The following is a 25,792-nucleotide window of genomic DNA, read 5'->3' on the forward strand; positions in this document are numbered from 1 at the left end:
GGTTTGGGGCGAACCTTATCGGGGGTTTGCGCGAGCAGGGGGGAAGGTTCTGGCAAAACCGAGGGCGTCTTCGGCGCGCCACCATTTGGCTGCCAGTTTGCGACCTTGGCGATTTCCTCGATTCCCAGCTTGTTCGGGCTGCCGTCTCGGTTGGTCAACCCATACGATCCTGCATTCTCGGTCAGCCAAGCAATAATGGCCTGCTTGGCAGACTTGCCACGCCGCCGCGTTGGGTCGTTCGCAACGGCGGTCCAGGCGGCGACTGCGGCCGCGAGCTTGGGCGAATGAAACGCGCTCGAAGTGTCATCGATCGCGAGCGCCGACGTTGCCCTCGATGCCGGGGCGCGGAAGAAGGTGTCGTGCATCCCCTTCCGTGCGAGCCAAACCCTCAGTTCGGCAACATCCACCAGCGTATTCGACCAGTCGATCTCATCGTCACTCTGGTTCCACGGCCTGACGATCGTATCCAGCCGTTCGGCCCTGATAGCGTTCTTGAGCGAGGTCAAAAAGGGCGCCGCCGCATCGATGATTTCATCGCCGAACACTGAATACGCAACCCGTTCAAGCGGGGCGGGGTCATGTCCCGCAAGCAGTAGAGCAATCTGGAAAACGTTCAGCTCGTCGACGAATTGCCAGCGACGCAGGCCTTCCATGTATTTACCTCGTGATTCGTTTCAGTCCGATCACGATTGCGCCATCGATCCAAGCATGGCCAGAGAAGTGCAGAGAAAGATTGCGCGATACCCGCAATCAACAGCCAGCTGCATTGATTAGGCTGCGGCGCGAACCCCTAATCGCCGGAGAATATCGAGCTGGTCCGCCCACCACGTCATCATCTTCACGCGCTCGTCCCAGTGTTCGCTTCGTGCATAGGCGCGGCGGACGGCGTCGCCGTCGGCATGAGCGAGTTGACGCTCGATTGCATCGGGGTTCCAGAGACCAGATTCGTTTAGCAGGGTGGACGCCGTTGCTCGGAAGCCGTGTGCCGTCGCTACGTCGGGACCGAAGCCGAGGCGCCGCAGCGCGCCATTGAGTGTGTTGTCGCTGATCGGCCGCTTTGCCGCGCCGATGCATGGAAACACGAAGTCGTCTTCGCCAGTGAGCGCTTGCAGCTCGCGCAAGATGGCGACGGCCTGCCGTTGCAGCGGTACGCGATGCGGGCGGCGCATCTTCATGCGCTCGGCTGGGATGCTCCAGATGGCGTTGTCGAGGTCGAACTCAGACCAATGGGCCGCGCGTAACTCGCCGGGTCGAGGAAACAGCAGCGGCATGAGCCGGAGGGCCGCTGTCGTCGCCGGCTGTCCTGAATAGCCGTCGATCGCGCGCAGTAGTTGGCCAAGCTCGTTCGGTGTTGTGATCGCCGAACGGTGCCTCACTTGTGGCGTCGTCAGCGCGTCGCGCAGGGCGAACGTCGGATCGTTCTCAGCCCGCGCTGTTGCGATGGCATAGCGGAAGACCGCGCCTATGGATGATCGCAGCCGGCGAGCGGTTTCATGCCGTCCGGTCGTTTCGATGGATCGCAGCACTTCCAGCACCTCGGAAGCCGTAATCGTCGCGACGTCACGAGCGCCGAGCTTCGGATAGGCAAAGCCTAGAAGCCAGCGACGCTTGCCAAGCGTGATTTCGGCCAAGCCTTCGCGCTCCAGCTTGGCGAGGTGGTCCTCGGCGACAGCCCGGAATGTGTTCTCAGTCGCTGCGCGCGCATCCTGCCGAGATTGCTTCTTGATCGCCGAGGGATCGGCGCCGCTCGCAATAAGGCGCCGCGCCTCTTCCCGTCGCTCGCGAGCCTTGGCGAGCGTCACGTCGGGATAGGGGCCGATAGCGAGTAGCTTCTCTCGTCCCTCAATGCGATATTTGAGGCGCCAGAGCCGCGATCCAGTCGGATTTATCAGTAGAAAGAGCCCGCCGCCGTCGGCGAGCTTGAAGGGTTTGTCGGTCGGCTTGGCGTTACGGATCGCCGTATCGGTAAGAGGCATGGGGGTATCGCCTCATTTGGGGGTATCGTTCTGTACCCCCAGAAATACCCCCAAAATCGCTGGCTGCCAATGGAATGCCCTAAACGACATCGGACCCCGCAGGGTCCGATTTCTTTGCATTTCTGCCGATTTCCGGAGCCCTTTAGCAGGCTCTGTATTGGGAAATGGTGCCCAGAAGAGGACTCGAACCTCCACGACTTGCGTCACACGGACCTGAACCGTGCGCGTCTACCAATTCCGCCATCTGGGCGACGGGCGGATGCTTAAGGGGGCGGTCGCGGCTTGTCAATCGTCATTGCCGGCTTAGAGGGGATAACCCTGTTGACGGGCGAGATCGAGCAGCGAGACGGCCGGGCGCGGGCCGATATGGGTGATAACTTCGGCGGCGACCAGCGAGCCGAGCGCCGCCGCATCGGTAAGTGCGAAGCCGCGCGCGACGCCGTAGAGAAAGCCCGACGCATAGAGATCGCCGGCGCCGGTCGTATCGATCACCGTCTCGACGGGGGTTGCCGGCACCTGCTGGATTTCATCCGGCGTCACCACGAAGGAGCCATCGGCGCCGACGGTCACCGCCGCCATGCGGCAATCAGTGCGCAGCGCCTCGAGCGCGGCACCAAAGCTCGACGTCTGGTAGAATGACTTCAGCTCGGCGTCGTTGGCGAGCAGGATGTCGATGGTGCCGTCGCGCAGCAGTCGTTTGAAATCACTGCGGAAGCGGTCGACGCAAAAGGCATCCGAGAGTGTCAGCGAGACCTTCCGGCCGGCCTTGTGGGCGATCTCCGCAGCCTTGTGGAACGCCTCGCGGGCGCTCGGAGCATCCCAGAGGAAGCCCTCGAAATAGGTGATCGCCGTATCCGCGACGAGGTCGGCGTCGATATCATCAGGCCCCAGCATGTGGCAGGCGCCGAGATAGGTGTTCATCGTGCGCTCGCCATCCGGCGTGATGAAGATCATCGAGCGCGCGGTGGGCAGGCCGCCGGCCGCGAGCGGCGCGACGTCGAAGCGGGCGCCGATCGCGCGCATGTCGTGGCTATAGACGGCGCCGAGCTGGTCGTCGGCGACCTTGCCGACATAGGAGCAGCGGCCGCCCAGCGAGGCGATGCCGGCAACCGTATTGCCGGCCGAACCGCCAGAGGCTTCGATCGCAGGTCCCATGGCGGCATAGAGCCGCTGCGATTCGTCCATGTCGACCAGCCGCATCGAACCCTTGGCCAGCTTCTGCTCGACCAGAAAATCGTCCTCCGCCCGCGCCAGGATGTCGACGATCGCGTTGCCCATTCCGAGAACGTGATAGTGCGCTTCAGTCATCGGCGAGGATCCTGGCTGGCAGCCGGTCGCGCCGGCAGAGAATGTGTAAAATGCGTGACGGACTATACAATCCGCGCGAAGCCGTGCAACCACGGCGCCCGGCCGGGATCGCGGCAATTCAGCCCCGTTGCGACGGCGTGTGGCGATGACCATCTCGGTTTTGCCGGCTGTCGTGCCGGAAGGAGGATTTCGATGCTCGGCGCCGCCTGGCTTGCCCTCAGCGACCTGCCGACGCCGCCCTTCCGGGCCGCGCTCTGGAAGATGCTGGGACTGACGCTGCTCCTGCTGCTCCTGGCCTGGCTCGGGCTGCAGGCGCTGGTGTTGCATTTCGCCGTCTGGCCGAGCCAGCCCTGGATCGAGACGTCCGTCGCCATCGTGAGCGGCGTCGGCTTCGTCATTGGCCTCGGCTTCCTGATCGGACCGGTCTCGGCGCTGATGGCCGGGCTCTTCTCCGACGATGTCGCCGCGGTGGTCGAGGAAACGCATTACCCGTTCGATCCGCCGGGCACGCCGCTCTCGCTCGGTACTAGCCTCATGGGGACGCTCGGCTTCACCGCGACGACCATTCTCGTCAATCTCGTCTGCCTCGTCCTGCTGCTGGTGCCGGGCGTCAATCTCGTCGCCTTCTTCATCGGCAACGGCTATCTGCTCGGCCGCGAATTCTTCGAGGCGGCCGCGGCGCGTCACGGCGGCGTCGAACGCGCGCGGTCTCTGCGGCGGGAGAATGCCGGGCTGGTGCTGGTCGGCGGGTTCGTCATCGCGCTGTTCCTCGCCATTCCGATCGTCAATCTCTTGACGCCGCTCTTCGCGATGGCCTTCATGACGCATCTCTACAAGCGCGTCGCCGGCAGCGTTCCTGTCGCGGACTGAGGTTCAACGCCATGCTGGTCGATCTCGTTCTCGCCATTCTGCATCACCTGCTGGTGTTCAGCCTGTTCGCGATTCTCGCGGTCGAACTCGTCTGGCTGAAGCGAGACCTCGATCTGCCGGGCCTCCGGCGTGTCGGCAAGCTCGACATGGTCTATGGCGCCGTCGCCGGCGCGGTGCTGGTGGTCGGCGTCCTCAGGGTGTTCTTCGGCCTCAAGGGCTACGAATACTACATGTCCAGCCACTCCTTCTGGGCGAAGATGGCGGCGTTTGCCGTAGTCGGCCTGCTGTCGATCCCGCCGACGCGGCAGATGATCCGCTGGCGCAAGCGGGCCGAGGGCGAGCCGGGCTGGCTGCCGTCCGCCAAGGAGGTTTCCGGCGCGCGCCGCTATCTGCATATCGAAGCGGCCGTGTTCCTGCTGATCCCGATCTTCGCAGCGGCGATGGCGCGCGGCTATTGAGCGGCCGCGATCCGGCCTCAGGCACCTCTCGCGTTCCCTTGTTCTGAAGCGTCGGCGGCGCCTTCACTCGCTCCCTTTTCGCGGCTGAGTCTGCGTCGACGCGCTCGCCGAGCGCTCTCCTCGCCCCTCCTGTTCATCCGCCCAACCCGCGACTGATCGGTCCCGCCGTTCACGCAGCCGCTCGCGCGGTCGGCAATACGTTGGGCGATGCGCTGGATCGTGCAAAGACATGTCTCCAAAAAATAACGTAATTCGTGGCTACTTGAAAGGAATATCAAGCTTGGTCGTGGCAATAGTCATAGTCAAATTTCAATAATAGAACGGATATTTCATCTTTGAGACCTGATGTATTGATTATGAAGAGAGAAAATTATTGATCAATTGGTTGACTCGGGCAGCCACATTCGATATGTGGCCAAATTGTATTGTAAATGATGAAGGAGATTCTATCCGATGACATTCTGCTCGAAAGGCGCCGTGGCGGCAGTGCTCGCGTTTTCGCTTGGAGCCCTGCTCAGCCATCCCGTTCAAGCACAGGAAACGACCTGCGGAACTGACCGAAAGATTGATATTGCCGAGATGACCTGGCCGTCTGCGGCCGCGTTGGCGCATATCCACGCCGTCATCCTGGAAAAGGGCTATGGCTGCTCCGTCGGGCTGGTGACGGGTGATACGGTGCCGACCTCATCATCGATGCTGTCGCGCGGCACGCCGGCGATTGCGCCGGAGCTCTGGACGAGCGCGATCGAGGAGCCATGGGCCAATGGCATCAAGGACGGGAAGGTCGTCAAGCTGGCCGACGCCATCACCGACGGCACGATCGAGGGCTGGTTCATTCCGCGCTACACGCAGGAAGCCAATCCCGAGCTCGTCACGGCGAAGGATGTGATCGCGCATCCGGAACTGTTTCCTGATCCCGAGGATTCCAGCAAGGGACGGCTCTATTCCTGCCCGCCGGGATGGGCGTGCGAGCTGTCGACATCGGCCCTGTTCACGGCCTTCGACATGAAAAAGACCTGGAACCTGTTTTCGCCTGGCTCCGGCGGCGCCCTCGATGCGTCGATCGCCCGTGCCTTCCTGCGCAAGCAGCCGATCCTGTTCTATTACTGGGGTCCGACCGCGATCCTCGGCAAGTATGATGCTGTCCAGCTCGACCTCGGCCCGACCAAGCCGGATGTCTATGTCTGCAACACCGATCCGGATTGCGACAAGCCGAAGGGCGTGACGGCTTATCCGTCCTCGCCGGCCATCGTCGGTGCTGCTGCCTGGATCAAGACGGATGCACCCGTCATTGCCGATTACTTCTCGAAGGTCGGGCTTTCGAACAAGGAGATCAGCGACATTCTCGTCTATGGCGACGAGAACAAGGCTGATGCCGCGGCGACCGCCGAGAACTTCCTCAAGACGAAGACCGACGTGTGGACCAAGTGGGTCCCGGCCGATGTTGCCGAAAAGGTAAAGGCCGCGCTCTAGGCGTCCGCTGGACCGTGTTTCGATCGACGTGGCCGGAGCCTCTCCGGCCACGTTCTCGTTCTGCGCCCACCTGAAGCCTGGTCTTGCCGACCTTCTTCGATCCGGCAGCGCGAACCTGGGGGCCGTCCTGGTCCGGGGTTCGGCGCGGCCTCCAAAACGCGGCCGTCTTCGGACAAGGCCGGTTGGAGCTCAACAATGTTTCCTGAAATCATCGATACCAGACCGCTGCGGCGCGCGGTCGACGACGGCCTCAACTGGGTCGTCGGTCATTGGTCCGGCGCGCTGGAGGCCGCCGCGTCGCCCCTCGCCATCCTGCTCAACGCGCTTGAGAAGCTGCTGATCGGGACGCCCTGGTGGCTGATCGCGGCCATTCTCGCGGGCATCGCATGGCTCGCCACGCGGCGATGGCAGCTGCCGCTGTTCGTCGTCCTCTCCATGCTGTTTCTCGGCGTCATGAATCTGTGGCAGGACGCGATGACGACGATGGCGCTGATGATCGCCGCGACGCTGACGGCGATCGTCATCTCGATCCCGGTCGGGGTATGGATGTCGCGCTCGCGCGCCGTCCGCCAGATCGCAACGCCGCTGCTCGATCTGATGCAGACCATGCCGAGCTTCGTCTATCTAATTCCGACCGTCATGATCTTCGGCCCGGGAAAGATTCCCGCTCTGATCGCGACGATCGTCTATGCGGCGCCGCCGCTGGTGCGCCTGACCGATCTCGGCCTCAGAAGCGTCGATCCCGCGGTCATGGAAGCCAGCCGCGCCTTCGGATCGAGCCCCGGCCAGCGTCTCCTCGGCGTCCAGATTCCGCTCGCTTTGCCGACGATCCTCGCCGGCATCAACCAGACGACGATGATGGCGCTGGCCATGGTCGTGATCGCCTCGATGATCGGGGCCGGTGGCCTCGGCTATCAGGTGCTGCAGGGCATCGGGCGGCTCGAAGTCTCGCGGGGACTGTTCGCAGGCCTCGGCATTGTCGCCCTCGCGATCATCTTCGATCGCATCACCCAGTCTTTCGGCAAGCAGCTTCAGACGCGGATCGGACTTTCGGAGGGACGCACATGAGCGAGACACAGAACATGGACGCCGATAACGATCTGGCGATCAGTATGCGCGGCGTCACCAAGATCTTCGGCAACACGCCGGAGGAAGCGCTGGCGCTGCTGCGCAAGGGCATGTCGAAGACCGAAGTCCAAGCCGAGACCGGCCATGTCGTCGGCCTCGACGACGTGTCGCTCGACATCGAGAAGGGGCAGATCTTCGTCGTGATGGGACTGTCCGGTTCCGGCAAATCGACGCTGATCCGCCATGTGAACAGGCTGATCGATCCGACGGGCGGCGAGATCGTCGTCAACGGCATCGATGTGCTGAAGATGACGCAGCCGGAACTTCGCACGTTCCGCCGGACCGAGATCGCGATGGTGTTCCAGAAGTTTGGCCTGCTGCCCCACCGGACCGTGCTGGACAACGTCGCCTACGGCCTCGAAGTCCGAGGCGTCGCGAAGAAGCAGCGTCTGGACGAGGCGGCCAAATGGATCGAGATCGTCGGCCTTGCGGGCTATGAACATTCCCGCACGCGCCAGCTTTCGGGCGGCCAGCAGCAGCGGGTGGGGCTCGCACGCGCGCTCGCCATGGACACCGATATCATTCTGATGGACGAGGCGTTCTCGGCGCTCGATCCGCTGATCCGCTCGGGCATGCAGGACCAGCTGATCCAGCTGCAGAAGGATTTGAACAAGACGATTCTGTTCATCACGCATGATTTCGACGAGGCGCTGAAAATCGGCAATCGCATCGCCGTTTTGAAGGATGGGTCTCTGCAGCAGGTCGGCAAACCCGAGGATATCGTTCTGAAGCCGGCCAACGAGCACATCGAGGAATTCGTGCGCGATGTGAACAAGGCGCGGGCCATCCATGTCCGCTCGATCATGGAGCGCGGCGTGACGGAGCCCTGTGAGCAGGCGGTCTCGATCGATGCGCGCTGCGAGGATGTGCTGCCGCTCTTTGCCGATCACAAATGGGTCGGCGTGCTCGACGCCGACGGCCAGCAGGTCGGCCGCGTCACCGCGCGTCAGGTGATCATGGCGCTGGCCAAACACACGCCGCCGCCGCTCGCAGCCTGATGCCCGATGGCGGCGTCCGGATCCATGTTCGGGCGCCGCAGACGGCGGCGATGATAGCAAGGCGACCCTTGACCGCCGGGGATCGAATCGCGGAACGTATCGAGAACGATGCGGAGACGTCCATGATCGCGACCCTTCAGGCTGCCTTCGAGCGGGCATCCTCGGCCTATGCCGAGACCTATGCCATCGACCGCGATCCGGACTGGTTCGTCCTGAAGCTGGTCGAGGAAATGGGCGAGCTGACCCAGGCCTGGAACAAGTTCGAAGGGCGCAGCCGCCCGCACGGCCGTTCGGAGGATGAGCTTCGCCTGGCGCTCGCCGACGAGACGGCGGATCTTCTCGGCCATGTCCTGCTCTTTGCAGGCCAAAGCGGCATCGACCTCAACGCAGCGATCGAGCGCAAATGGCGCTTCCGCCCGGATGACCTTCGCGCCTAGGGCGTCAGCCGATCGTCTTGTCCGGGAAGCGGCAGAGATCGGCAACGATGCAGACCGGGCAATCAGGCTTGCGTGCCTTGCAGACATAGCGCCCGTGCAGGATCAGCCAGTGATGTGCATGCAGGCGGTATTTGGCCGGCACGACGCGCTCCAGCTCCGTTTCGACGGCGACAACATCCTTGCCGGGCGCGAGGCCCGTGCGGTTGCCGACGCGGAAGATATGCGTGTCGACGGCGATGGTCGGTTCGCCAAAAGCGATGTTGAGGACGACATTCGCCGTCTTGCGTCCAACGCCGGGCAGAGCCTCCAGCGCCGCGCGGTCGGCGGGCACGGTTCCGCCATGCCGGGCGATGAGCAATTCGGACAGGGCGACGACGTTCTTCGCCTTCATGCGAAAGAGGCCGATCGTCTTGATCATCTCGCGAACGCGGTCTTCGCCAAGCGCGACCATCTTTTCAGGCGTATCGGCGGCGGCGAAAAGCGCGCGCGTCGCCTTGTTGACGCCGGCATCCGTCGCCTGCGCGGAGAGCACGACGGCGACGAGCAGGGTGAACGGATTGACGTAGAGAAGCTCGCCCTTCGGCTCGGGTTCGCGCGCTGCGAAGCGGGCGAAGAAGGTCTCGACCTCGGCGCGGGTGAATGGCCGCATCCGGCGCGGGCGGATCGCGGGGCGCGGGCGGGCAGGTGGCGCGGGAGGCTGGGAATCCGGCATGACTGATCTATACTGATCCGCCATGAGCGACCGCAACTCCGATCATCCCGCGGAAATCGTGTTCGAGGCCGAGCTGAAGCCTTATCGCTCGCTGTCGCCGCGCGGCTTCGCGCTGCTTCTGATGTTCGTGGCCGGCACGTGCTTTGCCAGCGGCTTGCTGTTCTGGTCGCTCGGCGCCTGGCCGATCGCCGGGTTCTTCGGCCTCGATATCCTGGCGATCCAGTTCGCCTTCCGCCTTAACTACCGTTCCGCACGGGCGCGCGAATTCGTCGAGGTGACGCGCGATCGCATCGAGATCCGCCGCGTTGCCGCAAGCGGCAAGACCGAAGTGTTCGATTTCAATCCCTATTGGGCGCGCTTCGAAGTGGAGCGCGTGCCGGACTGGGGTATCACGCGCATGATGCTGGCCTCGCATGGCCGCCGCCTCGCCATTGGCAATTTTCTCAACCCAGATGATCGCGAGGGCTTCGCCACCGCCTTTCAGGAGGCGTTGGCGCGCGTGCGCGGCAGCTGAGTCGCGGGACGCGCGGGCTGCCGGGCGAAGCGGCAAGAATCGGGTGTCGCCGGTGTCGGCGCGATCCTAAGTTGGCAACATAGCCCAAGGCATTCCGGAACCTGACGCCATGTTCAACATCGCATCCGCCCTCGCCAAGGCCGACCCTGTCCCGCCGGCGCCGCATCAGGATTACGAGATCATCCGCCGCGCGATCGAGTTCCTGACAGAGCATTGGCGCGAACAGCCTTCACTCGAGCGCCTCGCTGCCCATGTCGGCATGAATCCGCTGGCGCTGCAGAAGCTGTTCACGCGCTGGTGCGGCCTCTCGCCGAAGGCCTTCATCCAGGCCCACACGCTCGATCATGCCCGCATGCTGCTCGATAGCGACGCCTCGGTGCTCGATACGAGCTACGAGGTCGGCCTCTCCGGGCCGGGCCGCCTGCATGATCTCTTCGTGACGCATGAGGCGATGAGCCCGGGCGCCTACAAGGCGCGCGGCGAGGGCGTCGCCATGAAATGGGGCTTTCACGGATCGCCCTTCGGCTATGCGCTGCTGATGATCACCGATCGCGGCCTTGCCGGTCTCGCCTTCGCCGATCCGGGCGAGGAGAAGGCGGCGCTTGCCGACATGCAGCGCCGCTTCCCCTGCGCCACCTATGAAGAGGACTGGGAGGCGACGGCGCCCTATGCGGCGCGCGTCTTCGAGCCCTCGCGCTGGAAGCCGGATACGCCGCTTCGCCTCGTCTTCATCGGCTCGGATTTCGAAGTGCGCGTGTGGGAAACGCTGCTGTCGGTGCCGCTTGGCCATGCGGCGACATATTCGCAGATCGCCGAGAAGGTGAAGAACAACCCCAAGGCAGCGCGCGCCGTCGGCGCGGCGGTCGGGCGAAACCCCATCTCCTTCGTCGTGCCATGCCACCGCATTCTCGGCAAATCCGGCGCACTTACGGGTTACCATTGGGGCCTGACGCGCAAGCGCGCCATCCTCGGTTGGGAAGCCGGCGTCGTGCAGCAGCCCTCCGAGGGTTGATGCGGCGTCGGCAGACGGCATAGTCTCCGGGCGCTTCGTCTGGAGACCTCATGCAGGACAACCATCTCTTCATTTTCGGCATCGGCTATTCGGCGCTCGCCTTCGCGCGGCGTGCCGCAGGCCGCTACGGATCGATTACCGGCACCGTGCGCTCGGCCGAGAAGGCCTCCTCCTTGAGGGCCGAGTGCATCGACGCAATGGTTTTCGACGGTGTGCACGCCACGGACGAAGTTCGGGCGGCACTCGGACGAGCCACCCACCTCGTGCAGTCGATCGCGCCCGATGCCGCTGGCGATCCGGCGCTCAGGATCTTTGAGCCCGATCTTCGCCTGTCTCGGGCGCTTCGCTGGATCGGCTACCTATCCACCGTCGGCGTCTATGGCGATCACGGCGGCGGCTGGGTCGACGAGGCGACGCCGCCCCGCGCTGTCTCCGAGCGGTCGCGCAACCGCGTTGCGGCGGAAGCGGCCTGGCAAGCGCTGGGCGCCGAGATCGGTGTGCCCGTTGCGCTTTTGCGCCTCGCCGGCATCTATGGCCCCGGCCGCAATACCTTCGTCAATCTCGCTGACGGGTCAGCGCGGCGGCTGGTCAAACCCGGTCAGGTCTTCAACCGCATTCATGTCGAGGATATCGCCGCCATTGTCGCGGCGGCCGCCGAACAGCGGGCGAGCGGCGTCTTCAACGTGACCGACAACGAGCCGGCACCGCCGCAGGATGTCGTTGCCTATGCCGCGGAACTCGCCGGCTATCCGCCGCTGCCGGACATTCCCTTCGAGAGCGCATCGCTCTCGCCGATGGCACGCTCCTTCTATGGCGAGAACAAGCGTGTCTCGAATGCGCGGCTTTCGCACGATCTCGGCATCACGCTGGCCTATCCGACCTATCGCGATGCGCTGGCCGCGCTCTGGACGAGCGGGACCTGGCGCGGCTGAGCTGCGTCAGCCCTTGGCGCCGCCATAGCGCTCCGTACGCACGGTCTCGAACGGGACGCCCGCGGCGAGCACCAGATCAGCCGCCGCCTCGACGAAGGGTGTCGAGCCGCAGATATAGGTGAGGGCAGGGCGGCCGCCGGCAAGAGCATCGTCCATCAGCTTCATATCGATACGTCCGAAACGGAGCCCGGGCCTTGCCTGCTCGCGGGTCAGCGTCACGATCACCTTGAGGTTCGCGTCCTCGTCGGCGCGGCGGAGAAGCTCCTCGCGCCAGATGAGATCGTCATAGCGCCTTGCCGAAACCACCAGCACAGCCGGAATATCGGGCGCGACCGCTGCACGATGGCGCAGGATCGACATCAGCGGTACGAGGCCGGACCCGCCGGCAACGAGTAGGATCGGCCCGCCAAGCGGCTGGTCCCAGATGAAATGACCGCCGATCGGACCGCGCAATTCGATCCGGTCGCCAACATCGGCCACGTCATGGAAGAAGGGCGAGACCTCGCCATCCGGCAGTGCCTCGATGGCGAGCTCGATGGTGCCGCTCGTATTCGGCGCCGAGCCGATCGAATAGGAACGTTGCGCCTGGTAGCCATCAGGCGCGGTCAGGCGGATGTCGACATGCTGGCCCGCCGTGAAGCCGGTCCAGATGTCCGGCCGCAGGCGGAAGCTCTTCACGGTCGGCGTCTCGACATGCACAGCCTCGATCACCGCTTCCTGCCAGAGAAGCCGTTTCGGCTGTGCGGAACCATCCATCGGCGCGCTCAATCGCCGGTGAACCGCTGCTCGCGCCACGGGTCGCCATACATGTTATAGCCGCGCAGTTCCCAGAAGCCGCCCTCGTCACGCTTGGTGAACTGGAGGCCGTTCACCCATTTTGCCGATTTCCAGAAATAGAGATGCGGCACCAGCAGCCGCGCCGGCCCGCCATGATCCGGCGTGATCGGCTTGCCTTCATAGGCTGTCGCGATCATCGCCTTGCCGTCCACGAGATCGGCGGTCGGCACATTCGTCGTGTAGCCGTCGAAGGAATGCGCCAGCGTGAATGCCGTCGGCGGGGCGATTCCGGCTTCCGCCAGGATGTCGTCGATCATCACGCCCGACCAGGCGGTGTTGAATTTCGACCATTTCGTCACGCAGTGGATGTCGCGCGTCAGCTTGACATGCGGCAGCTTGGTGAATTCGTCCCAGCTCCAGCGCGCGACCGGCCTGACGCCGTCCTTCAGCGTGAAGCTCCATTTCTCCATGTCGACGCGCGGCGTCGGCCCGGCCGAAAGCACCGGGAAATCCTCTGTCAGATATTGTCCGGGCGGCAGGCGGTCACTTTCGCCTTCGCTTGGACGCTTGCCGAAGAAGCCTCTGGTCGCCATGCGCGTGCTCCTGCTGTCGTGAATTTGGAATATGGCCGCGGATCAAGCGATCGCCGCGACGGCCGAGATGATCTTGGCAAGGTCTTCCGGCCGCGACAGGCGGTGGCCGGCGTCCTTGACGAGGGTCAGGACGACATCGTCCTCGGCAAGATGTGAGACGAGGTCGACGGCATGCCCCCACGGCACCTCCTCGTCGAGCACGCCCTGGATGATATGGACCGGTGCGCGGATGGCAATCGGCTTCTCGCCGAGAAGATGGCGGGCGCCATCCTCGATCAGCGCTTTCGTGATGACATAGGGCGTGCCGGAATAGGCGCTTGGCAGCCGCCAGGCGCCGGTCGTCTCCATTTCGGCCCGCGCCTCGGCGCTCATATGCGGCAGGATCAGGCTGTGCGTCATGTCGATGGCCGGCGCCAGCAGCACCAGGCCGGCGATGCGCGTCCGGCCGCTCCGCGCCTCGGCGAGCGCCAGCAACAAGGCGATCCAGCCGCCCATCGACGAGCCGACCACGACCAGCGGCGCTCCGGCGGCCCGGTCGAGCACCGCCGCGGCCTCTTCCAGCCAGCGCGAGATGGTGCCGTCGGCAAATGCGCCGCTCGATTCGCCATGGCCGGAATAGTCGAATCGGGTGATCGCCCGTCCGGTTTCAGCCGCGAAGGCGTCGAGCGCTTCGGCCTTGGTGCCCCGCATGTCCGACATGAAGCCGCCGAGAAACAGGACGCCCGGAGCCTTTCCCGATCGTTCGAGAACCGCGATTGTCCGCGCGGCGTCGCCGTTACCGACCGTGATCTCCGTCCGCGCGAGGGTCATTCGTCCGCTCCTTGATCGCCTTCCGGCCGCTTCCTATCTAGGGAAACGCCCCCGGTCGGTCCAGTTCAGGTTGACTTTCCGGGTCTGTTGGCCGATTTTCATCCCTAAGTCAGGGGTCGGAGGACCCGATAGGCCGAGCACGGTTTCCGAGCAGTCCTGCCGGAAGCAGTCGCGTCGGTCGCTGTCGTTTTTCCCTTCGCCCCGATTGCCTGCAATAGTTAGAGGAGACTGCCCCCATTCGCCGCCCCTTCAAAGCGCCACTTCCTTCCAAGGATGGCCCGCGTATCAACCGCGAGATCCGCGGTATCCGCGAGGTCCAGCTGATCGATCAGGACGGCCAGAACATCGGCCCGACTCCGCTTGATGAAGCCCTTGCCATGGCCTCAGAGGCCGGCCTCGATCTCGTCGAGATCGCGCCGAATTCCGAGCCGCCGGTCTGCAAGATCCTGGATTTTGGCCGCTTCAAATATCAGACGCAGAAGAAGGCCAACGAGGCCCGCAAGAAGCAGAAGATCGTCGAAGTCAAAGAAATCAAGATGCGCCCTGCCATCGATGACCACGATTACGAGGTCAAGATGAAGGCCATCAAGCGTTTCTTCGAGGAGGGCGACAAGGTCAAGCTGACGCTGCGCTTCCGCGGCCGCGAGATGGCGCACCAGCATCTCGGCATGAAGCTGCTCGAGCGCGTGCGCGACGAGACCGCCGAGATCTCGAAGGTCGAGGCCGAGCCGAAGCTCGAAGGTCGCCAGATGATCATGGTGCTCGCTCCTCGCTGAGCGGGTACCCTTTCCCATTCGCCCGTTTTCCATCGCCGCCATGATGCGCGGAGATGGCGCATGGGCGTTACTTGGCGCTTGTACTGGCGAAGCATCGCCGCTATAACCGCGCCGTTTCCGAGCCGCCCGGCGCGAGGGGCTCCCCATATGGGGATGTTTCTCAGGGCATGCCGCGGCGGTTCACGAATGCTTCCATGCCGAAGCGGACCGTCCTCCGTGAATCGTGAGATTCGCGGCGCGGCGGCCGTTCACGTCGGCGCAGATCCAAGGATGTGAAAATGCCCAAGTTGAAGACCAAGAGCGGAGCGAAGAAGCGCTTCAAGCTCACGGCGACTGGCAAGGTGAAGACGGCCCAGGCTGGCAAGCGGCACGGGATGATCAAGCGCACGGCCAAGTTTATCCGCAATGCGCGTGGCACCACCACGCTCTCGGATGCCGATGCGAAGATCGTCAAGCAGTTCCTGAACGGCTGAGCCCCCTGAACCGGAGATAATACCATGTCGCGAGTGAAGCGGGGCGTAACCGCCCATGCCAAGCACAAGAAGGTTCTGAAGCGGGCCAAAGGCTTTTACGGCCGCCGCAAGAACACCATCCGTACGGCCAAGGCAGCCGTCGACAAGGCGGCGCAGTATGCGTTCCGCGATCGCAAGGCCAAGAAGCGCAGCTTCCGCGGCCTGTGGATCCAGCGCATCAACGCCGCCGTGCGTGAAGTGACCGAAGGGCTGACCTATAGCCGCTTCATCGACGGTCTCTCCAAGTCCGGCATCGAAGTGGACCGCAAGGTCCTGGCCGAACTCGCGATCAGCGAGCCGGCTGCCTTCAAGGCGCTGGTCGAGAAGGCCGAAGGTGCTCTGGCCGACGTCGCCAAGGCGGCCTGATCCGGCCTGGATCGCGCGGAGGATTCCGGTAGGGCCATAAGCCCCGCCGGACCCAACAGATTTCCTGACAAGGCCAGGCTGGCGCGCCTCATGCGTGCGGCCTGGCGCCTCTTCAGTGGTTGACGCGGCGCGGCATGGCCGCTGCCTCGGCGAGGAATGATATGGCCGATCTCGACGCGCTCGAAGCCGAACTCCGCGATGCAATTGCTGCGGCCTCGGATGAGGGAGCGCTCGAAGCGGTCCGTATTGCTGCGCTCGGCAAGAAGGGCTCCGTCTCCGAGCAGCTGAAATGCCTCGGCTCGATGTCGCCCGAGGAGCGCAAGACCGCCGGCCCTGCGCTGAACGGCCTCCGCGACCGGATCGCCGAAGCGCTCGCCGCCCGCAAGGAAATCCTGAAGGCCGAGGGCATCGCCCTGCGGCTGAAGGCTGAGGCGGTCGACATCACGCTGCCGGTGCGCGCCGGCGGTCTCGAAAGCGGCCGCATTCATCCGGTCAGCCAGGTGATCGACGAAATCACCGCCATCTTCGGCGATCTCGGCTTCGCCGTCGCGGAAGGGCCGGATGTCGAAACCGATCATTACAATTTCACGGCGCTGAACTTCCCGGTCGGCCATCCGGCGCGGGAAATGCACGACACGTTCTTCTTCAATCCGGACGAGAATGGCGAGCGGCTGCTGCTGCGCACCCATACCTCGCCGGTGCAGATGCGGACAATGGAGCGCCAGGCGCCGCCGATCCGCATCATTGCGCCCGGTCGCACCTATCGCATGGATAGCGACCAGACCCACACGCCGATGTTCCACCAGGTCGAAGGCCTCGTCATCGATCGCACCAGCCATATCGGTCACCTGAAGTGGCTGCTGGAGGCCTTCTGCCGCGCCTACTTCGAGGTCGACAAGGTCGAGATGCGCCTGCGCCCGTCCTTCTTCCCCTTCACCGAGCCGTCGATGGAGGTGGATATCCGCTGCCGTCGCGTCGGCAATGAAGTGCGCATCGGCGAGGGAGACGACTGGCTGGAGATTCTCGGCTGCGGGATGGTTCATCCGAACGTCATCCGCTTCGCCGGTCTCGATCCGGACGTCTATCAGGGCTTTGCCTTCGGCATGGGCATCGACCGCATCGCCATGCTGAAATATGGCATGCCGGACCTCCGCGCCTTCTTCGACGCCGATATCCGCTGGCTCAGCCATTACGGCTTCCGCCCCCTCGACATCCCGACCTTGGTCGGCGGTCTCAGCGCCTGAGGAACCAGCCATGAAGTTCACGCTGTCCTGGCTGAAGGAACATCTGGCGACCGATGCCTCGCTTGAGGCTGTCGGCGAAGCACTGACGCGCGTCGGCCTCGAGGTTGAGGAGATCGAGGACAAGGCGAAGGCGCTCGGCGCCTTCACCATCGCCAGCGTCGTCTCTGCCGAGCCGCATCCGAATGCCGATCGGCTGCGCGTCTGCATGGTCGATACGGGCTCGGGCGCGCTTGTGCAGGTCGTGTGCGGCGCGCCGAACGCTCGCGCCGGCATCAAGAGCGTGTTCTCGCCGCCCGGAACCTATATTCCCGGCAAGGACATCACGCTTTCGATCGGCACGATCCGCGGCGTCGAGAGCCACGGCATGCTGTGCTCCGCCGCCGAGCTCGAACTGTCGGATGATCATGATGGCATCATCGAGCTGCCCGAAGATGCGCCGGTTGGTGTCCCCTATGCGACTTGGGCGGGGCTTGGCGACCCGGTCATCGATATCGCGATCACCCCCAATCGTTCGGATTGCCTCGGCGTTCATGGCGTGGCGCGGGATCTCGCCGCCGCCGGCCTCGGGGCGCTTCAGGATGACGCGGTTGCGCCGGTCGCCGGCAATGGCCCGTGCCCGGTTGCCGTCCGCTTCGACTTCGGTGATCAGCCTGCGCTGTCACCGGCCTTCGGCCTGCGCCTCATTCGCGGCGTCCGGAACGGCCCGTCGCCGGACTGGATGCAGGCGAAGCTGCGCGCCATTGGCCTTCGGCCGATCAACGCGCTGGTCGATATCACCAATTTCCTGACCTATGACCGCAACCGTCCGCTGCACGTCTTCGATGCGGCCAAGGTTGCGGGCGACCTTGTCGTGCGCCGGGCGCGGTCAGGCGAGAGCATCGTGGCGCTTGACGGCAAGACCTATGCCCTCGACGAGACCATGTGCGTCATTGCCGACGACAATGGCGTCGAGTCGATTGCCGGCATCATGGGCGGCGAGGCCTCCGGCTGTTCGGCGGATACGGTCGACGTGCTGGTCGAATCGGCGCTGTGGGAGCCGCTGGCTATCGCGCAGGCGGGTCGCAAGCTCGGCATCAATTCCGATGCGCGCTATCGCTTCGAGCGCGGCGTCGATCCTGCTTTCATGCTGCCGGGCCTCGATCTTGCAACGCAGCTGATCGTCGACATCTGCGGCGGCGTGCCGAGCGAGGTGGTGGTTGCCGGCATCGTGCCCGAGCCGCGTCTCGTGGTCGCGTTCCCGGCTTCCGAGGTGAAGCGCCTCGCCGGCATCGAGCCGACGCTGGGCGAAATCCGTGCCGTGCTCACCGCGCTCGGCTTCAGCGTTTCCGGCGACGGCCCGCAATTCACGGTCGGCGTGCCGTCCTGGCGGCCCGATATCGACGGCAAGGCCGATCTCGTCGAGGAAGTCATCCGCATTCTCGGCATCGATCGCATCCCGTCGACACCGCTGCCGAAATCCGACGATGTGACGCGTCCGGTATTGACGCTGATCCAGACACGGACCCGCCGTGCCAAGCGCGCGCTCGCAGCGCGCGGCCTTGTCGAGGCGGTGACCTGGTCCTTTGTCGCGAAGCCGGTCGCGACCGGCTTTGGTGGCGGCGCACCGGAGCTGACACTCGCCAACCCGATCTCGTCCGACATGTCCGACATGCGGCCGAGCCTCCTGCCGGGCCTGATCCTCGCGGCGCAGCGCAATGCCGATCGCGGCAGCAGCGACATTGCCTTGTTCGAGGTCGGCCAGATCTTCAAGGGAACCCGCCCCGACGACCAGAAGATTGCCGCGACTGGCGTCAGGCGCGGCACCGCGACGGTTGGCGGCACCGGCCGCCACTGGCAGGGGGCGGCCAAGGCGGTCTCGGTCTATGACGCGAAGGCCGATGCGCTCGCGGTGCTGGAAGCGCTCGGCGCGCAGGTCGACAAGTTCCAGATCGTTCCGGGCGCGCCGTCCTGGTTCCACCCGGGTCGATCGGGCACCATCCAGCTTGGCCCTCAAACGGTCATTGGCTGGTTTGGCGAGTTCCATCCCTCGACCCTTGAGTCCCTTGACGTCGCCGGGCCGCTGGCCGGTTTCGAGCTGATCCTTGATCAATTGCCGACGCCGCGCGCGCGGCCGACGCGGACGAAGCCGCCGCTGGATGCGCAGCCGTTCCAGCCGGTGAAGCGCGACTTCGCCTTCGTCGTCGATCGTGCCGTCGAGGCGGCGCGCATCCTCAAGGCAGCGCTCGCCGCCGACAAGGCATTGATCGCCGGCGCGACTTTGTTCGATGTTTTCGAGGGCGCGGCGATCGGCGCCGACAAGAAATCCGTGGCGATCGAAGTGACGCTTCGTCCGACCGATCACACGCTGACCGACCAGGAGATCGAGGCCGTGTCGACCCGTGTCGTCGCGCAGGTTTCGAAAGCAACAGGTGCCGTCTTGCGTACCTGACGACTGCAGGATCATGGCGTGGTCCGAGCGGGTGGAATGGACCGGCCACGCCATGGCACATTGCTTGTATGAAGCCACGGTGGGTGAGTACAGGTGGAAGTCGAGACGCCAAATGCCGCGCTACGAGATCCACGGCCACGCGATCGTTTCGGACGACGACTGCATAGCAGGGTCGGATGGTGCCATGCCGCTCGAACTGAGGAACGACGCCGATTGGCAGCGTTTCCAGGCGGAGCTCGACCGTGCGGTTCTGCAGGTCGTGGGGCGCATCAGCCACAAGACATTTCCCAATCGCGCCGGGCGACGGCGGATGGTGGTTTCCTCCCAGGTCGACGGGGTCGAGCTTCGGGACGATGTGTGGTGGTGGAACCCCGGTGAGGCGTCGCTCGGCGAGGCTCTCAAGAAGGCGGCTCCGGACGGCGGGTTGATCGCTGTTCCGGGCGGCCGGCGGGTCAACGATCTCTTTCTCAGCCTCGGCTTCGACGCCTTCCATCTCGTTCGCCACGCCGGCGTGCGCATTCCAGGCGGCGTCCCGGTCTTTTCGCGTGCCTGGGCCGCCGGTTCGGCCGAGCGGCTCTTGGCGAGCCATGGCCTGCATCCAACGGAGCCGGTGGTCCTCGACCCGGACGCGCAGGTCTCCGTCACCGTCTGGGTGCGGTGAGGATTCCAACCGGCCGGGAAGCGATGACCGACGCGCCGAGGCTCTGGACCCCGCTGCAGCGATTGACGCAGAAGCGGATCGCGGCCAATGCCGACATGATCGCCGCAGCGCCGGACCTCGCGACGGATATCCGCTACCTCTATCTCTTTCTGCAATCGCCGGCCGATTGCGCGCGCGCTGCCGATATCCTCCGCAGGTTCGGACGCGCGATGATCCATCTCCCCACGCTCGGCGCCGGGCGTTTGGTCGAGCAGCTCCGGTCGGATGGCTTCATCGTCAAGACGGGCCTGTCAGTGCTTTCCGGCGCGGCGAATGATGTGCTGGCGCAGAGCGAAGCGCTTGCCGGGCGATCATCGCTGCCTGGCGGCATGACAGTCATCTCGGTGGCAGAGGGACTTTCGGACGAAGAGGCGGCGCGAATCCAGGCTATGCAGTTGATGGGCGGCCTGGTCCCGATGCCCGGGGAGGCGATCTCTGATCCGCGCGCCGGCGGCATCGTGCTCCGCGATTCCTCGGCTGAGATTATCGGCTTCGCATCGCAATTGCCGCTCGCGTCGGGCGGACAGCGGCAGGGACTTTATCTGGTCAATGGGGTGGTGATCGATCCGGCCTGGCGCGGGCGCGGCCTCGGCTCGTGGTTGACGGCAATGGCCATGACGCGCTCGCGCAACAGCGACGCTGCCACGTTCCTCTCGAGCGTCGATGTGGACAATGGTCCCTCGGTAGCCATGCAGCGCGGCTGCGGTCTTCGCTTGGTCGGGAGCCAGGCGTTTCTCTTTGCGCGGGTTTCCGAAGAAGATGAGGCGGCGCTGATCGCCACGGAGGCGATCGCCTGACCAGCCGGAGCCTGCGCCCGGCTGGTCGATGCGGACCTAATGCAAGCTGACGGCCTCGAGGTCGTTCTCGCGGGCATTCATCACGACGGCCTCGCGGCTGTCGGAAACCATCAGCGGCGCTCCGGCGGCGTCGAGCAGGGCCCAGAAGGTCTGGCCGGGGGCGAGCTGCGGCGCGTCGGGAAAGAGCTGGCGGATCTGCTCCGAACGAACGGACTTCACAAACGCGATCTGGCCACTGCCGAGACCGGCGAAATTTTCGGGCGACATGACGATACGTGCTTCAGACATGACATTGTCTCCTCATTACACGAGCGAGATTTCAGGATCAGTCGCGGACCCCGATTTCGATCTTTCGGACGATCCGTTCGGGCGTCGGCCTCATGAGGTCGATGGCGAGCAGTCCATCCTTCAATTCGGCGGAGCTGATTTCGATGCCGTCGGCGAGAACGAAGGTCTTCTGGAACTGGCGCGCGGCAATGCCGCGATGAAGATAAATCCGCTCGCGTTCATCGACCTGCCGGCCGCGAATGACGAGTTGATTCTCCTCGACCGTCACCTCGAGCGAATCGCGGGAAAAGCCCGCCACCGCCAAGGTGATCCTGAGACATTCGTCCCGTGTGTCGGTCTTCGCGATCCGCTCGATATTGTAGGGCGGATATCCATCTCCCGAGGCTTTGGCGACCCGGTCGAGCGCTCGCTCGATCTCGTCGAAACCGAGCAGAAGCGGGCTCGAAAACGCTGAAACACGCGACATCACAAAGTCCTTCCACCAAGCGACCTTGTATCCGGACCCTCCAAGAGGCATCCGTCGGGATGACTTCCCGCAAACGAATATATGGGGGTGGCAGACACCCGTTCAAGCGGCTGCAAGACTAGGGCGATTCCCATCGGCCGGAGCGCTCGGAGCGCATCAGAGCGTCGAGGACCGCCATGTTGGCGATGGCATCGTCGACGCCGAATGCCCAGGGTCCAGTGCCGGCGACCGCCCGCGAGAAGGCCTCGACCTGGAGCTGGTACTGGTCGACCGGCGGCAGCGAGATCGTCTCCAGCGGTTCGCCCGGGCCGCGCAGGTCGAGCCCGATCGCGCTCTCCACATCGGTCGGGGCAGAGAACGGCGTCGGCATCTCGATGCGGCCGAGCGTGCCGACGATGCTGACGCGCTGATGGCGGAAGCTCTGGGTCGAGAGCACGGCGGAGAACTGCCGTCCATCGCCGAAATCGGCGATGATCGTATCCGTCCGGTCGGTTGCCATGGCAGGGTCGCGGTCGATAAGCGCGAGCACACGCCGCGGCTCCGATCCGAAGATGAAGCGCGAGGAGGCCACTGCATAGCAGCCGATGTCGAGCATCGCGCCGCCGCCCGTCTCGGGCCGGTTGCGGATATTGGCCGGATCGACATTCAGGAACGAGAAGGATGTCTGAACCGATCGCACGGGGCCGATGCTGCCCTCGCCGATGATCCTGGCGACTGCATGCCATTGCGGATGATGGCGGATCATGAAGGCCTCGGCGACGAGCAGCGGTCCAGCCGCGGCCTTGATCTCCAGCGCCTCTTCGCGGTTCATGCCGATCGGCTTCTCGACCAGCACATGCTTCCCGCCAGCAAGGGCTGCCAGTGTCGTTTCGCGATGGAGATGGTTGGGCAGCGCGTTGTAGATGGCGTCGATCTCGGGATCGTCGAAGAGCTCGGCATAGCTGCCATAGGCCTTGGCGATGCCAAACGGCTCGGCGAAGGTGCGCGCACTCTCGGTCGATCGCGAGGCCACCGCCGTCACGACGGCCGAGGGACTCTTCTGCAATGCCGGCACGACGCGCTGGCGCGCGATCCGCGCCGTGCTCAAGATTCCCCACCGGACGGGTTTCGGCGCCGCTGCGCCGGCAAGCTCCACCATGCTGATCATCTCCCTGGCTTCCGGCGCCGCGCGCCTCTTTGCGTCATTGCAGAAAAGCCGCGCCTTCGATAGAGGGACGGGAACGACGCCGCTGGCGCCAGCCCACGCTTTTTCTCGGGAAACGCTCTGCCATGACGATCCGCCTCCATCGCGGCGACCTGCCGGATCTCTCGCGCTATCAGGGTTCGGTCGCGATCGACACCGAGACGCTCGGCCTCAATCCGCATCGCGACCGGCTGTGCGTCGTGCAGCTCTCGCCAGGCGACGGCAGCGCCGACGTTGTGCAGATCGCCAAGGGCCAGACCGAGGCGCCGAACCTCGTGCGCCTGTTGGCGGACCCGGCGGTGACCAAGATTTTTCACTTCGCGCGTTTCGATGTTGCAGTCCTCGCCAGGACCTTCGGCGTCACAGTGTCGCCGGTGTTCTGCACCAAGATCGCCTCGCGTCTGACGCGCACCTATACAGATCGGCACGGCCTCAAGGATCTCGTCAAGGAACTCCTTGATGTCGACCTTTCCAAGCAGCAGCAAAGCTCGGACTGGGCGGCGGAAACGCTGTCAGACGCGCAGCTTGCCTACGCAGCCTCCGATGTGCTCCATTTGCATGCTGTGCGGGATATCCTTGAGAAGAAGCTCGCACGCGACGGGCGGTCTGATCTGGCGAAGGCGTGTTTTGGCTTCCTGCCGACCCGCGCGGCGCTGGATCTCGCCGGCTGGGCGGAACAGGATATATTCTCGCATTCATGAAGCGGCCCGATCGGCCGCCGAGGCCGTCGCCAAAAGTCCACAAAGGCGTGGATTTGATGCGCTCCTACCAATGGAGAGTGGATGAGTTCGACGCCGGAGGCGAGCGGAGAGGATGGGGACTATGCCTGGTTCGATCAGACCCGGGCAGAGATCGACGCGCGTTACCGCGCGGCGCGCCGCCACAGTGCGCGCGTCCGCATCCTCAAGATCGTCCTGCCGCTCGTCAGCCTGCTCGCCATCGTCGCCTTCGTCGTCTACGTCTATGTCATGCCGAGCCTGCCGGTAAACTTCTCCGCCAGCTCGATCGACGTGTCGCATAACGCGATCGTGATGCAGGATCCCCACGTGTCCGGCTATCTGAGCGGTGGCCGTTCCTACGAGTTGAAGGCGGATCGCGCCGAACAGTCGTTGCAGAACACCAAGGTCGTGACATTGCAGAATATCGGCGCGACGATCGGCATGGGCCGCGACGACAGCGCCCTCATCAAGGCGGCATCAGGCACCTATTATTCAGATGCCGAGCGCATCGTGCTCGACAGGAAGATCACCTTCACGACGACGACCGGCATCGAGGGAGCGCTCGAATCCGCCGATATCGATCTGAAGGCAGGAACGATGAATTCCGACAAGCCGCTGGCGTTTCGTTCCGCGGGCAGCGAGATCAGGGCCAACGGCGTGCAGGTGCGCGATCGTGGACAGCGCATCTCCTTCCTGAATGGAGTAAAGGTAACCTATTCTATTCCTGCCGAATCGTCCCAGACCGGCCAACGCGCAGCTCCATCGGTGACCGAATGACATCTTCGACCATTCGCTTCTGCTTCGCCCTCGCTCTGGCGGCACCCCTGGTGCTCGGTGGCGTCGCCGCCCATGCCCAGACCACCGGCGAGATGTTCAAGGGCTTCCAGTCCGACGAGAAGGGGCCGGTGAATGTCGAGGCCGATGCGCTCGACGTTCAGGAAAAGAACGGCCAGCGCGTGTCGACCTTCTCCGGCAACGTCACCGTGACGCGTGGCGACTCGGTGCTGAAGGCGGGCAAGATCGCGATCTACTCTTCGAATGACAAGGATGCGGCAGGCGCCAAGCCGGCAGCCGGCAGCGACGTCATGCCCGGCGCGGGGAGCTTCACGCGCATCGAAGCCAGCGGCAAGGTCTATGTGAACTCCGGCGATCAGACGGCGACCGGCGACAATGGCGTCGTCGACATGCTGGCGAAGAAGGTGACGCTCACCGGCAATGTCGTCCTGAGCCAGGGCCCGAACGTCATCACCGGAGACCGTCTCGTCTGGGACATGGAGACCGGCAAGGCTCGTGTCGACCAGAAGCCGGGCGGACGCATCCGCGGCGTGTTCACCCCAGGAGCCGGCGCACCGGGTGCCCCCGGCGCGGCCGCGCCGACGCCCCCGGCAAAAACCAATTGAGTATCCGTCTCATGACAGCTGGTCGTAACCAGGCGGAGCGCCGCTGACCGTGGCCGATCCGACGCTAGGCTTTGAGGCCGATCAGGATTCCTATGGCGAGGCGATTGCCGAGCCGATGCCCGTCACCCGCTATGCGGAAAACGCGGGTGGGCCAGGCTGGCTCGTCGCGCGAGGGCTTGGCAAGAGCTATCGCCGCCGCCGGGTCGTGCATTCGGCCAGCCTTGCCGTCGCCCGTGGCGAGTCGGTCGGCCTGCTCGGGCCGAACGGCGCCGGCAAGACGACCATCTTCTACATGATCACCGGGCTGGTCCAGGCTGATCAGGGCATGATCGAGCTCGACGGCCATGACGTGACCAGCCTGCCGATGTACCGGCGCGCGCGTCTCGGCATCGGCTATCTGCCGCAGGAGACCTCGATCTTCCGCGGCCTGACGGTCGAGCAGAACATCCGTGCTGTCCTCGAAGTCGTCGAACCCGACCGTGGCAAGCGCGAGGCGGAGCTCGATTCGCTGCTGGAGGAGTTTCATATCTCGCATCTGCGCAAGTCGCCGGCGATCGCGCTTTCGGGCGGTGAGCGTCGGCGTTGCGAGATCGCGCGCGCGCTGGCCAGCCGGCCGGCCTTCATGCTGCTCGACGAGCCGTTCGCGGGTATCGATCCGATCGCCGTCGGCGACATCCAGGCGCTGGTCCGCCATCTGACGGCGCGCGGCATCGGCGTCCTGATCACCGATCATAATGTCCGCGAGACGCTCGGTCTGATCGACCGCGCCTACATCATCCATTCCGGCGAAGTGTTGATGGAAGGGCGGCCCAGCGACATCGTGGCAAGCCCAGAGGTCCGCCGTCTTTACCTTGGCGAACAGTTTACGCTTTGAAGGTGGCCTCGCTTGCGGTACCTAGAAGGTCGGCAAGCAAG

30 protein-coding genes and 1 tRNA gene are annotated in these 25,792 nt (G+C 64.5%); 20 read left to right on the forward strand and 11 right to left on the reverse strand.

The genetic code is table 11. The features are described from left to right. From LB518_RS05905 to LB518_RS05920, 4 genes are all read right to left on the reverse strand, one after another. Positions 1–653, reverse strand: a 653-nt coding sequence (locus LB518_RS05905) for a hypothetical protein (RefSeq protein ID WP_224574376.1), incomplete at its 3' end; no start/stop codon positions are given. A 117-nt stretch (positions 654–770) separates the two neighbouring features. Beyond that, on the reverse strand, positions 771–1,976 hold the full coding sequence (locus tag LB518_RS05910; protein ID WP_224574378.1) for a tyrosine-type recombinase/integrase: 1,206 nt from the start codon (positions 1,974–1,976) through the stop codon (positions 771–773). 165 nt (positions 1,977–2,141) lie between these two features. Beyond that, positions 2,142–2,226: transfer RNA gene (locus LB518_RS05915), tRNA-Leu, on the reverse strand. 53 nt (positions 2,227–2,279) lie between these two features. Then, on the reverse strand, positions 2,280–3,284 hold the full coding sequence (locus LB518_RS05920) for an adenosine kinase (protein WP_224574381.1): 1,005 nt from the start codon (positions 3,282–3,284) through the stop codon (positions 2,280–2,282). Positions 3,285–3,476: 192 nt separating this feature from the next. Between LB518_RS05920 and LB518_RS05925 the strand changes: the two genes are divergently transcribed. The 6 genes from LB518_RS05925 (at position 3,477) to LB518_RS05950 (ending at position 8,648) form a co-directional block, all read left to right on the forward strand. Further along, positions 3,477–4,154: a sulfate transporter family protein gene (locus tag LB518_RS05925; protein ID WP_224574382.1), complete on the forward strand. Its 678-nt coding sequence runs from the start codon at positions 3,477–3,479 to the stop codon at positions 4,152–4,154. 11 nt (positions 4,155–4,165) lie between these two features. Continuing rightward, entirely contained in the window at positions 4,166–4,612 is a 447-nt protein-coding gene (locus tag LB518_RS05930) for a DUF2214 family protein (RefSeq protein ID WP_224574384.1), read from the forward strand. Between the two features lie 453 nt (positions 4,613–5,065). Further along, complete coding sequence (locus LB518_RS05935; protein WP_224574386.1) at positions 5,066–6,085, forward strand: glycine betaine ABC transporter substrate-binding protein; 1,020 nt, start codon at positions 5,066–5,068, stop codon at positions 6,083–6,085. A 195-nt stretch (positions 6,086–6,280) separates the two neighbouring features. Beyond that, positions 6,281–7,153: an ABC transporter permease gene (locus LB518_RS05940; protein WP_224574389.1), complete on the forward strand. Its 873-nt coding sequence runs from the start codon at positions 6,281–6,283 to the stop codon at positions 7,151–7,153. Beyond that, a complete protein-coding gene (locus tag LB518_RS05945; RefSeq protein WP_224574391.1) occupies positions 7,150–8,211 on the forward strand; it encodes a quaternary amine ABC transporter ATP-binding protein in 1,062 nt (353 codons plus the stop codon). Before LB518_RS05940 ends, LB518_RS05945 begins: the two co-directional genes overlap by 4 nt. 122 nt (positions 8,212–8,333) lie before the next feature. Further along, entirely contained in the window at positions 8,334–8,648 is a 315-nt protein-coding gene (locus LB518_RS05950) for a nucleoside triphosphate pyrophosphohydrolase family protein (protein ID WP_224574393.1), read from the forward strand. A 4-nt stretch (positions 8,649–8,652) separates the two neighbouring features. Here LB518_RS05950 and nth read toward each other — a convergent pair whose 3' ends face one another. Continuing rightward, complete coding sequence (nth, locus tag LB518_RS05955; RefSeq protein ID WP_502845793.1) at positions 8,653–9,360, reverse strand: endonuclease III; 708 nt, start codon at positions 9,358–9,360, stop codon at positions 8,653–8,655. Positions 9,361–9,382: 22 nt separating this feature from the next. Between nth and LB518_RS05960 the strand changes: the two genes are divergently transcribed. The 3 genes from LB518_RS05960 to LB518_RS05970 all read left to right on the forward strand — a co-directional run bounded on the left by LB518_RS05960 (position 9,383) and on the right by LB518_RS05970 (position 11,818). Further along, the gene (locus LB518_RS05960) at positions 9,383–9,874 is read left to right on the forward strand and encodes a DUF2244 domain-containing protein (RefSeq protein ID WP_224574399.1); all 492 of its coding nucleotides are present in this window, start codon (positions 9,383–9,385) and stop codon (positions 9,872–9,874) included. Between the two features lie 109 nt (positions 9,875–9,983). Beyond that, positions 9,984–10,886 (forward strand): bifunctional helix-turn-helix domain-containing protein/methylated-DNA--[protein]-cysteine S-methyltransferase, encoded by a 903-nt coding sequence (locus LB518_RS05965; RefSeq protein ID WP_224574401.1) that lies wholly within the window; start codon positions 9,984–9,986, stop codon positions 10,884–10,886. Positions 10,887–10,936: 50 nt separating this feature from the next. Further along, positions 10,937–11,818 (forward strand): SDR family oxidoreductase, encoded by an 882-nt coding sequence (locus LB518_RS05970; protein WP_224574403.1) that lies wholly within the window; start codon positions 10,937–10,939, stop codon positions 11,816–11,818. 6 nt (positions 11,819–11,824) lie between these two features. Here the strand turns inward: LB518_RS05970 and LB518_RS05975 are convergent, their stop codons facing one another. From LB518_RS05975 to LB518_RS05985, 3 genes are read right to left on the reverse strand one after another with little or no spacing between them, the layout of a single operon-like run. Then, positions 11,825–12,574: a ferredoxin reductase gene (locus LB518_RS05975; protein ID WP_224574405.1), complete on the reverse strand. Its 750-nt coding sequence runs from the start codon at positions 12,572–12,574 to the stop codon at positions 11,825–11,827. 8 nt (positions 12,575–12,582) lie between these two features. Beyond that, entirely contained in the window at positions 12,583–13,188 is a 606-nt protein-coding gene (locus LB518_RS05980; RefSeq protein WP_224574408.1) for a sulfite oxidase-like oxidoreductase, read from the reverse strand. A gap of 42 nt (positions 13,189–13,230) precedes the next feature. Continuing rightward, the gene (locus tag LB518_RS05985; RefSeq protein WP_224574410.1) at positions 13,231–13,998 is read right to left on the reverse strand and encodes an alpha/beta hydrolase; all 768 of its coding nucleotides are present in this window, start codon (positions 13,996–13,998) and stop codon (positions 13,231–13,233) included. Between the two features lie 236 nt (positions 13,999–14,234). Between LB518_RS05985 and infC the strand changes: the two genes are divergently transcribed. From infC to LB518_RS06020, 7 genes are all read left to right on the forward strand, one after another. Further along, entirely contained in the window at positions 14,235–14,774 is a 540-nt protein-coding gene (gene infC / locus LB518_RS05990; protein ID WP_224575674.1) for a translation initiation factor IF-3, read from the forward strand. Positions 14,775–15,052: 278 nt separating this feature from the next. After that, on the forward strand, positions 15,053–15,247 hold the full coding sequence (rpmI, locus tag LB518_RS05995; RefSeq protein WP_073053992.1) for a 50S ribosomal protein L35: 195 nt from the start codon (positions 15,053–15,055) through the stop codon (positions 15,245–15,247). 24 nt (positions 15,248–15,271) lie between these two features. Further along, positions 15,272–15,652 (forward strand): 50S ribosomal protein L20, encoded by a 381-nt coding sequence (gene rplT / locus LB518_RS06000; RefSeq protein ID WP_224574412.1) that lies wholly within the window; start codon positions 15,272–15,274, stop codon positions 15,650–15,652. A gap of 161 nt (positions 15,653–15,813) precedes the next feature. Continuing rightward, a complete protein-coding gene (pheS, locus tag LB518_RS06005) occupies positions 15,814–16,896 on the forward strand; it encodes a phenylalanine--tRNA ligase subunit alpha (protein ID WP_224574415.1) in 1,083 nt (360 codons plus the stop codon). Positions 16,897–16,906: 10 nt separating this feature from the next. Then, a complete protein-coding gene (gene pheT / locus LB518_RS06010) occupies positions 16,907–19,324 on the forward strand; it encodes a phenylalanine--tRNA ligase subunit beta (RefSeq protein ID WP_224574417.1) in 2,418 nt (805 codons plus the stop codon). Positions 19,325–19,436: 112 nt separating this feature from the next. After that, positions 19,437–19,985: a dihydrofolate reductase family protein gene (locus tag LB518_RS06015; protein WP_224574419.1), complete on the forward strand. Its 549-nt coding sequence runs from the start codon at positions 19,437–19,439 to the stop codon at positions 19,983–19,985. Positions 19,986–20,008: 23 nt separating this feature from the next. Next, entirely contained in the window at positions 20,009–20,821 is an 813-nt protein-coding gene (locus LB518_RS06020; protein WP_224574422.1) for a GNAT family N-acetyltransferase, read from the forward strand. Between the two features lie 36 nt (positions 20,822–20,857). On the opposite strand, the gene LB518_RS06025 is transcribed toward LB518_RS06020, so the two are convergent. From LB518_RS06025 to LB518_RS06035, 3 genes are all read right to left on the reverse strand, one after another. Continuing rightward, positions 20,858–21,109, reverse strand: coding sequence for a BQ00720 family protein (locus tag LB518_RS06025; RefSeq protein WP_224574424.1), 252 nt, complete (start codon positions 21,107–21,109; stop codon positions 20,858–20,860). Positions 21,110–21,146: 37 nt separating this feature from the next. Next, positions 21,147–21,575: an Hsp20 family protein gene (locus tag LB518_RS06030; protein WP_224574427.1), complete on the reverse strand. Its 429-nt coding sequence runs from the start codon at positions 21,573–21,575 to the stop codon at positions 21,147–21,149. 118 nt (positions 21,576–21,693) lie between these two features. Further along, positions 21,694–22,722, reverse strand: coding sequence for a Gfo/Idh/MocA family protein (locus LB518_RS06035; protein WP_353619935.1), 1,029 nt, complete (start codon positions 22,720–22,722; stop codon positions 21,694–21,696). Positions 22,723–22,844: 122 nt separating this feature from the next. Here LB518_RS06035 and LB518_RS06040 point away from each other — a divergent pair, with 122 nt between their 5' ends. The 4 genes from LB518_RS06040 to lptB all read left to right on the forward strand — a co-directional run bounded on the left by LB518_RS06040 (position 22,845) and on the right by lptB (position 25,751). Beyond that, positions 22,845–23,459 (forward strand): ribonuclease D, encoded by a 615-nt coding sequence (locus LB518_RS06040; RefSeq protein WP_224574429.1) that lies wholly within the window; start codon positions 22,845–22,847, stop codon positions 23,457–23,459. An 81-nt stretch (positions 23,460–23,540) separates the two neighbouring features. After that, positions 23,541–24,254, forward strand: coding sequence for an LPS export ABC transporter periplasmic protein LptC (gene lptC / locus LB518_RS06045; protein ID WP_224574431.1), 714 nt, complete (start codon positions 23,541–23,543; stop codon positions 24,252–24,254). After that, positions 24,251–24,877, forward strand: coding sequence for an LptA/OstA family protein (locus LB518_RS06050; protein ID WP_224574433.1), 627 nt, complete (start codon positions 24,251–24,253; stop codon positions 24,875–24,877). The genes lptC and LB518_RS06050 overlap by 4 nt, the downstream gene beginning before the upstream one ends. Positions 24,878–24,992: 115 nt before the next feature. Then, positions 24,993–25,751: an LPS export ABC transporter ATP-binding protein gene (lptB, locus tag LB518_RS06055; protein WP_224575680.1), complete on the forward strand. Its 759-nt coding sequence runs from the start codon at positions 24,993–24,995 to the stop codon at positions 25,749–25,751. The last annotated feature ends 41 nt before the right edge of the window (positions 25,752–25,792 follow it).

It is taken from the genome of Mesorhizobium sp. BR1-1-16 (assembly GCF_020165495.1).
Taxonomy (GTDB): domain Bacteria; phylum Pseudomonadota; class Alphaproteobacteria; order Rhizobiales; family Kaistiaceae; genus Kaistia.

Bases quoted from the DNA above. Each gene is read 5' to 3' on its own strand.
- LB518_RS05910 (WP_224574378.1), bottom strand. From the start codon at position 1,976: ATGCCTCTTACCGATACGGCGATCCGTAACGCCAAGCCGACCGACAAA.
- LB518_RS05920 (WP_224574381.1), bottom strand. From the start codon at position 3,284: ATGACTGAAGCGCACTATCACGTTCTCGGAATGGGCAACGCGATCGTC.
- LB518_RS05925 (WP_224574382.1), top strand. From the start codon at position 3,477: ATGCTCGGCGCCGCCTGGCTTGCCCTCAGCGACCTGCCGACGCCGCCC.
- LB518_RS05930 (WP_224574384.1), top strand. From the start codon at position 4,166: ATGCTGGTCGATCTCGTTCTCGCCATTCTGCATCACCTGCTGGTGTTC.
- LB518_RS05935 (WP_224574386.1), top strand. From the start codon at position 5,066: ATGACATTCTGCTCGAAAGGCGCCGTGGCGGCAGTGCTCGCGTTTTCG.
- LB518_RS05940 (WP_224574389.1), top strand. From the start codon at position 6,281: ATGTTTCCTGAAATCATCGATACCAGACCGCTGCGGCGCGCGGTCGAC.
- LB518_RS05945 (WP_224574391.1), top strand. From the start codon at position 7,150: ATGAGCGAGACACAGAACATGGACGCCGATAACGATCTGGCGATCAGT.
- LB518_RS05950 (WP_224574393.1), top strand. From the start codon at position 8,334: ATGATCGCGACCCTTCAGGCTGCCTTCGAGCGGGCATCCTCGGCCTAT.
- nth (WP_502845793.1), bottom strand. From the start codon at position 9,360: ATGCCGGATTCCCAGCCTCCCGCGCCACCTGCCCGCCCGCGCCCCGCG.
- LB518_RS05960 (WP_224574399.1), top strand. From the start codon at position 9,383: ATGAGCGACCGCAACTCCGATCATCCCGCGGAAATCGTGTTCGAGGCC.
- LB518_RS05965 (WP_224574401.1), top strand. From the start codon at position 9,984: ATGTTCAACATCGCATCCGCCCTCGCCAAGGCCGACCCTGTCCCGCCG.
- LB518_RS05970 (WP_224574403.1), top strand. From the start codon at position 10,937: ATGCAGGACAACCATCTCTTCATTTTCGGCATCGGCTATTCGGCGCTC.
- LB518_RS05975 (WP_224574405.1), bottom strand. From the start codon at position 12,574: ATGGATGGTTCCGCACAGCCGAAACGGCTTCTCTGGCAGGAAGCGGTG.
- LB518_RS05980 (WP_224574408.1), bottom strand. From the start codon at position 13,188: ATGGCGACCAGAGGCTTCTTCGGCAAGCGTCCAAGCGAAGGCGAAAGT.
- LB518_RS05985 (WP_224574410.1), bottom strand. From the start codon at position 13,998: ATGACCCTCGCGCGGACGGAGATCACGGTCGGTAACGGCGACGCCGCG.
- rpmI (WP_073053992.1), top strand. From the start codon at position 15,053: ATGCCCAAGTTGAAGACCAAGAGCGGAGCGAAGAAGCGCTTCAAGCTC.
- rplT (WP_224574412.1), top strand. From the start codon at position 15,272: ATGTCGCGAGTGAAGCGGGGCGTAACCGCCCATGCCAAGCACAAGAAG.
- pheS (WP_224574415.1), top strand. From the start codon at position 15,814: ATGGCCGATCTCGACGCGCTCGAAGCCGAACTCCGCGATGCAATTGCT.
- pheT (WP_224574417.1), top strand. From the start codon at position 16,907: ATGAAGTTCACGCTGTCCTGGCTGAAGGAACATCTGGCGACCGATGCC.
- LB518_RS06015 (WP_224574419.1), top strand. From the start codon at position 19,437: ATGCCGCGCTACGAGATCCACGGCCACGCGATCGTTTCGGACGACGAC.
- LB518_RS06020 (WP_224574422.1), top strand. From the start codon at position 20,009: ATGACCGACGCGCCGAGGCTCTGGACCCCGCTGCAGCGATTGACGCAG.
- LB518_RS06025 (WP_224574424.1), bottom strand. From the start codon at position 21,109: ATGTCTGAAGCACGTATCGTCATGTCGCCCGAAAATTTCGCCGGTCTC.
- LB518_RS06030 (WP_224574427.1), bottom strand. From the start codon at position 21,575: ATGTCGCGTGTTTCAGCGTTTTCGAGCCCGCTTCTGCTCGGTTTCGAC.
- LB518_RS06035 (WP_353619935.1), bottom strand. From the start codon at position 22,722: ATGATCAGCATGGTGGAGCTTGCCGGCGCAGCGGCGCCGAAACCCGTC.
- LB518_RS06040 (WP_224574429.1), top strand. From the start codon at position 22,845: ATGACGATCCGCCTCCATCGCGGCGACCTGCCGGATCTCTCGCGCTAT.
- lptC (WP_224574431.1), top strand. From the start codon at position 23,541: ATGAGTTCGACGCCGGAGGCGAGCGGAGAGGATGGGGACTATGCCTGG.
- LB518_RS06050 (WP_224574433.1), top strand. From the start codon at position 24,251: ATGACATCTTCGACCATTCGCTTCTGCTTCGCCCTCGCTCTGGCGGCA.
- lptB (WP_224575680.1), top strand. From the start codon at position 24,993: ATGCCCGTCACCCGCTATGCGGAAAACGCGGGTGGGCCAGGCTGGCTC.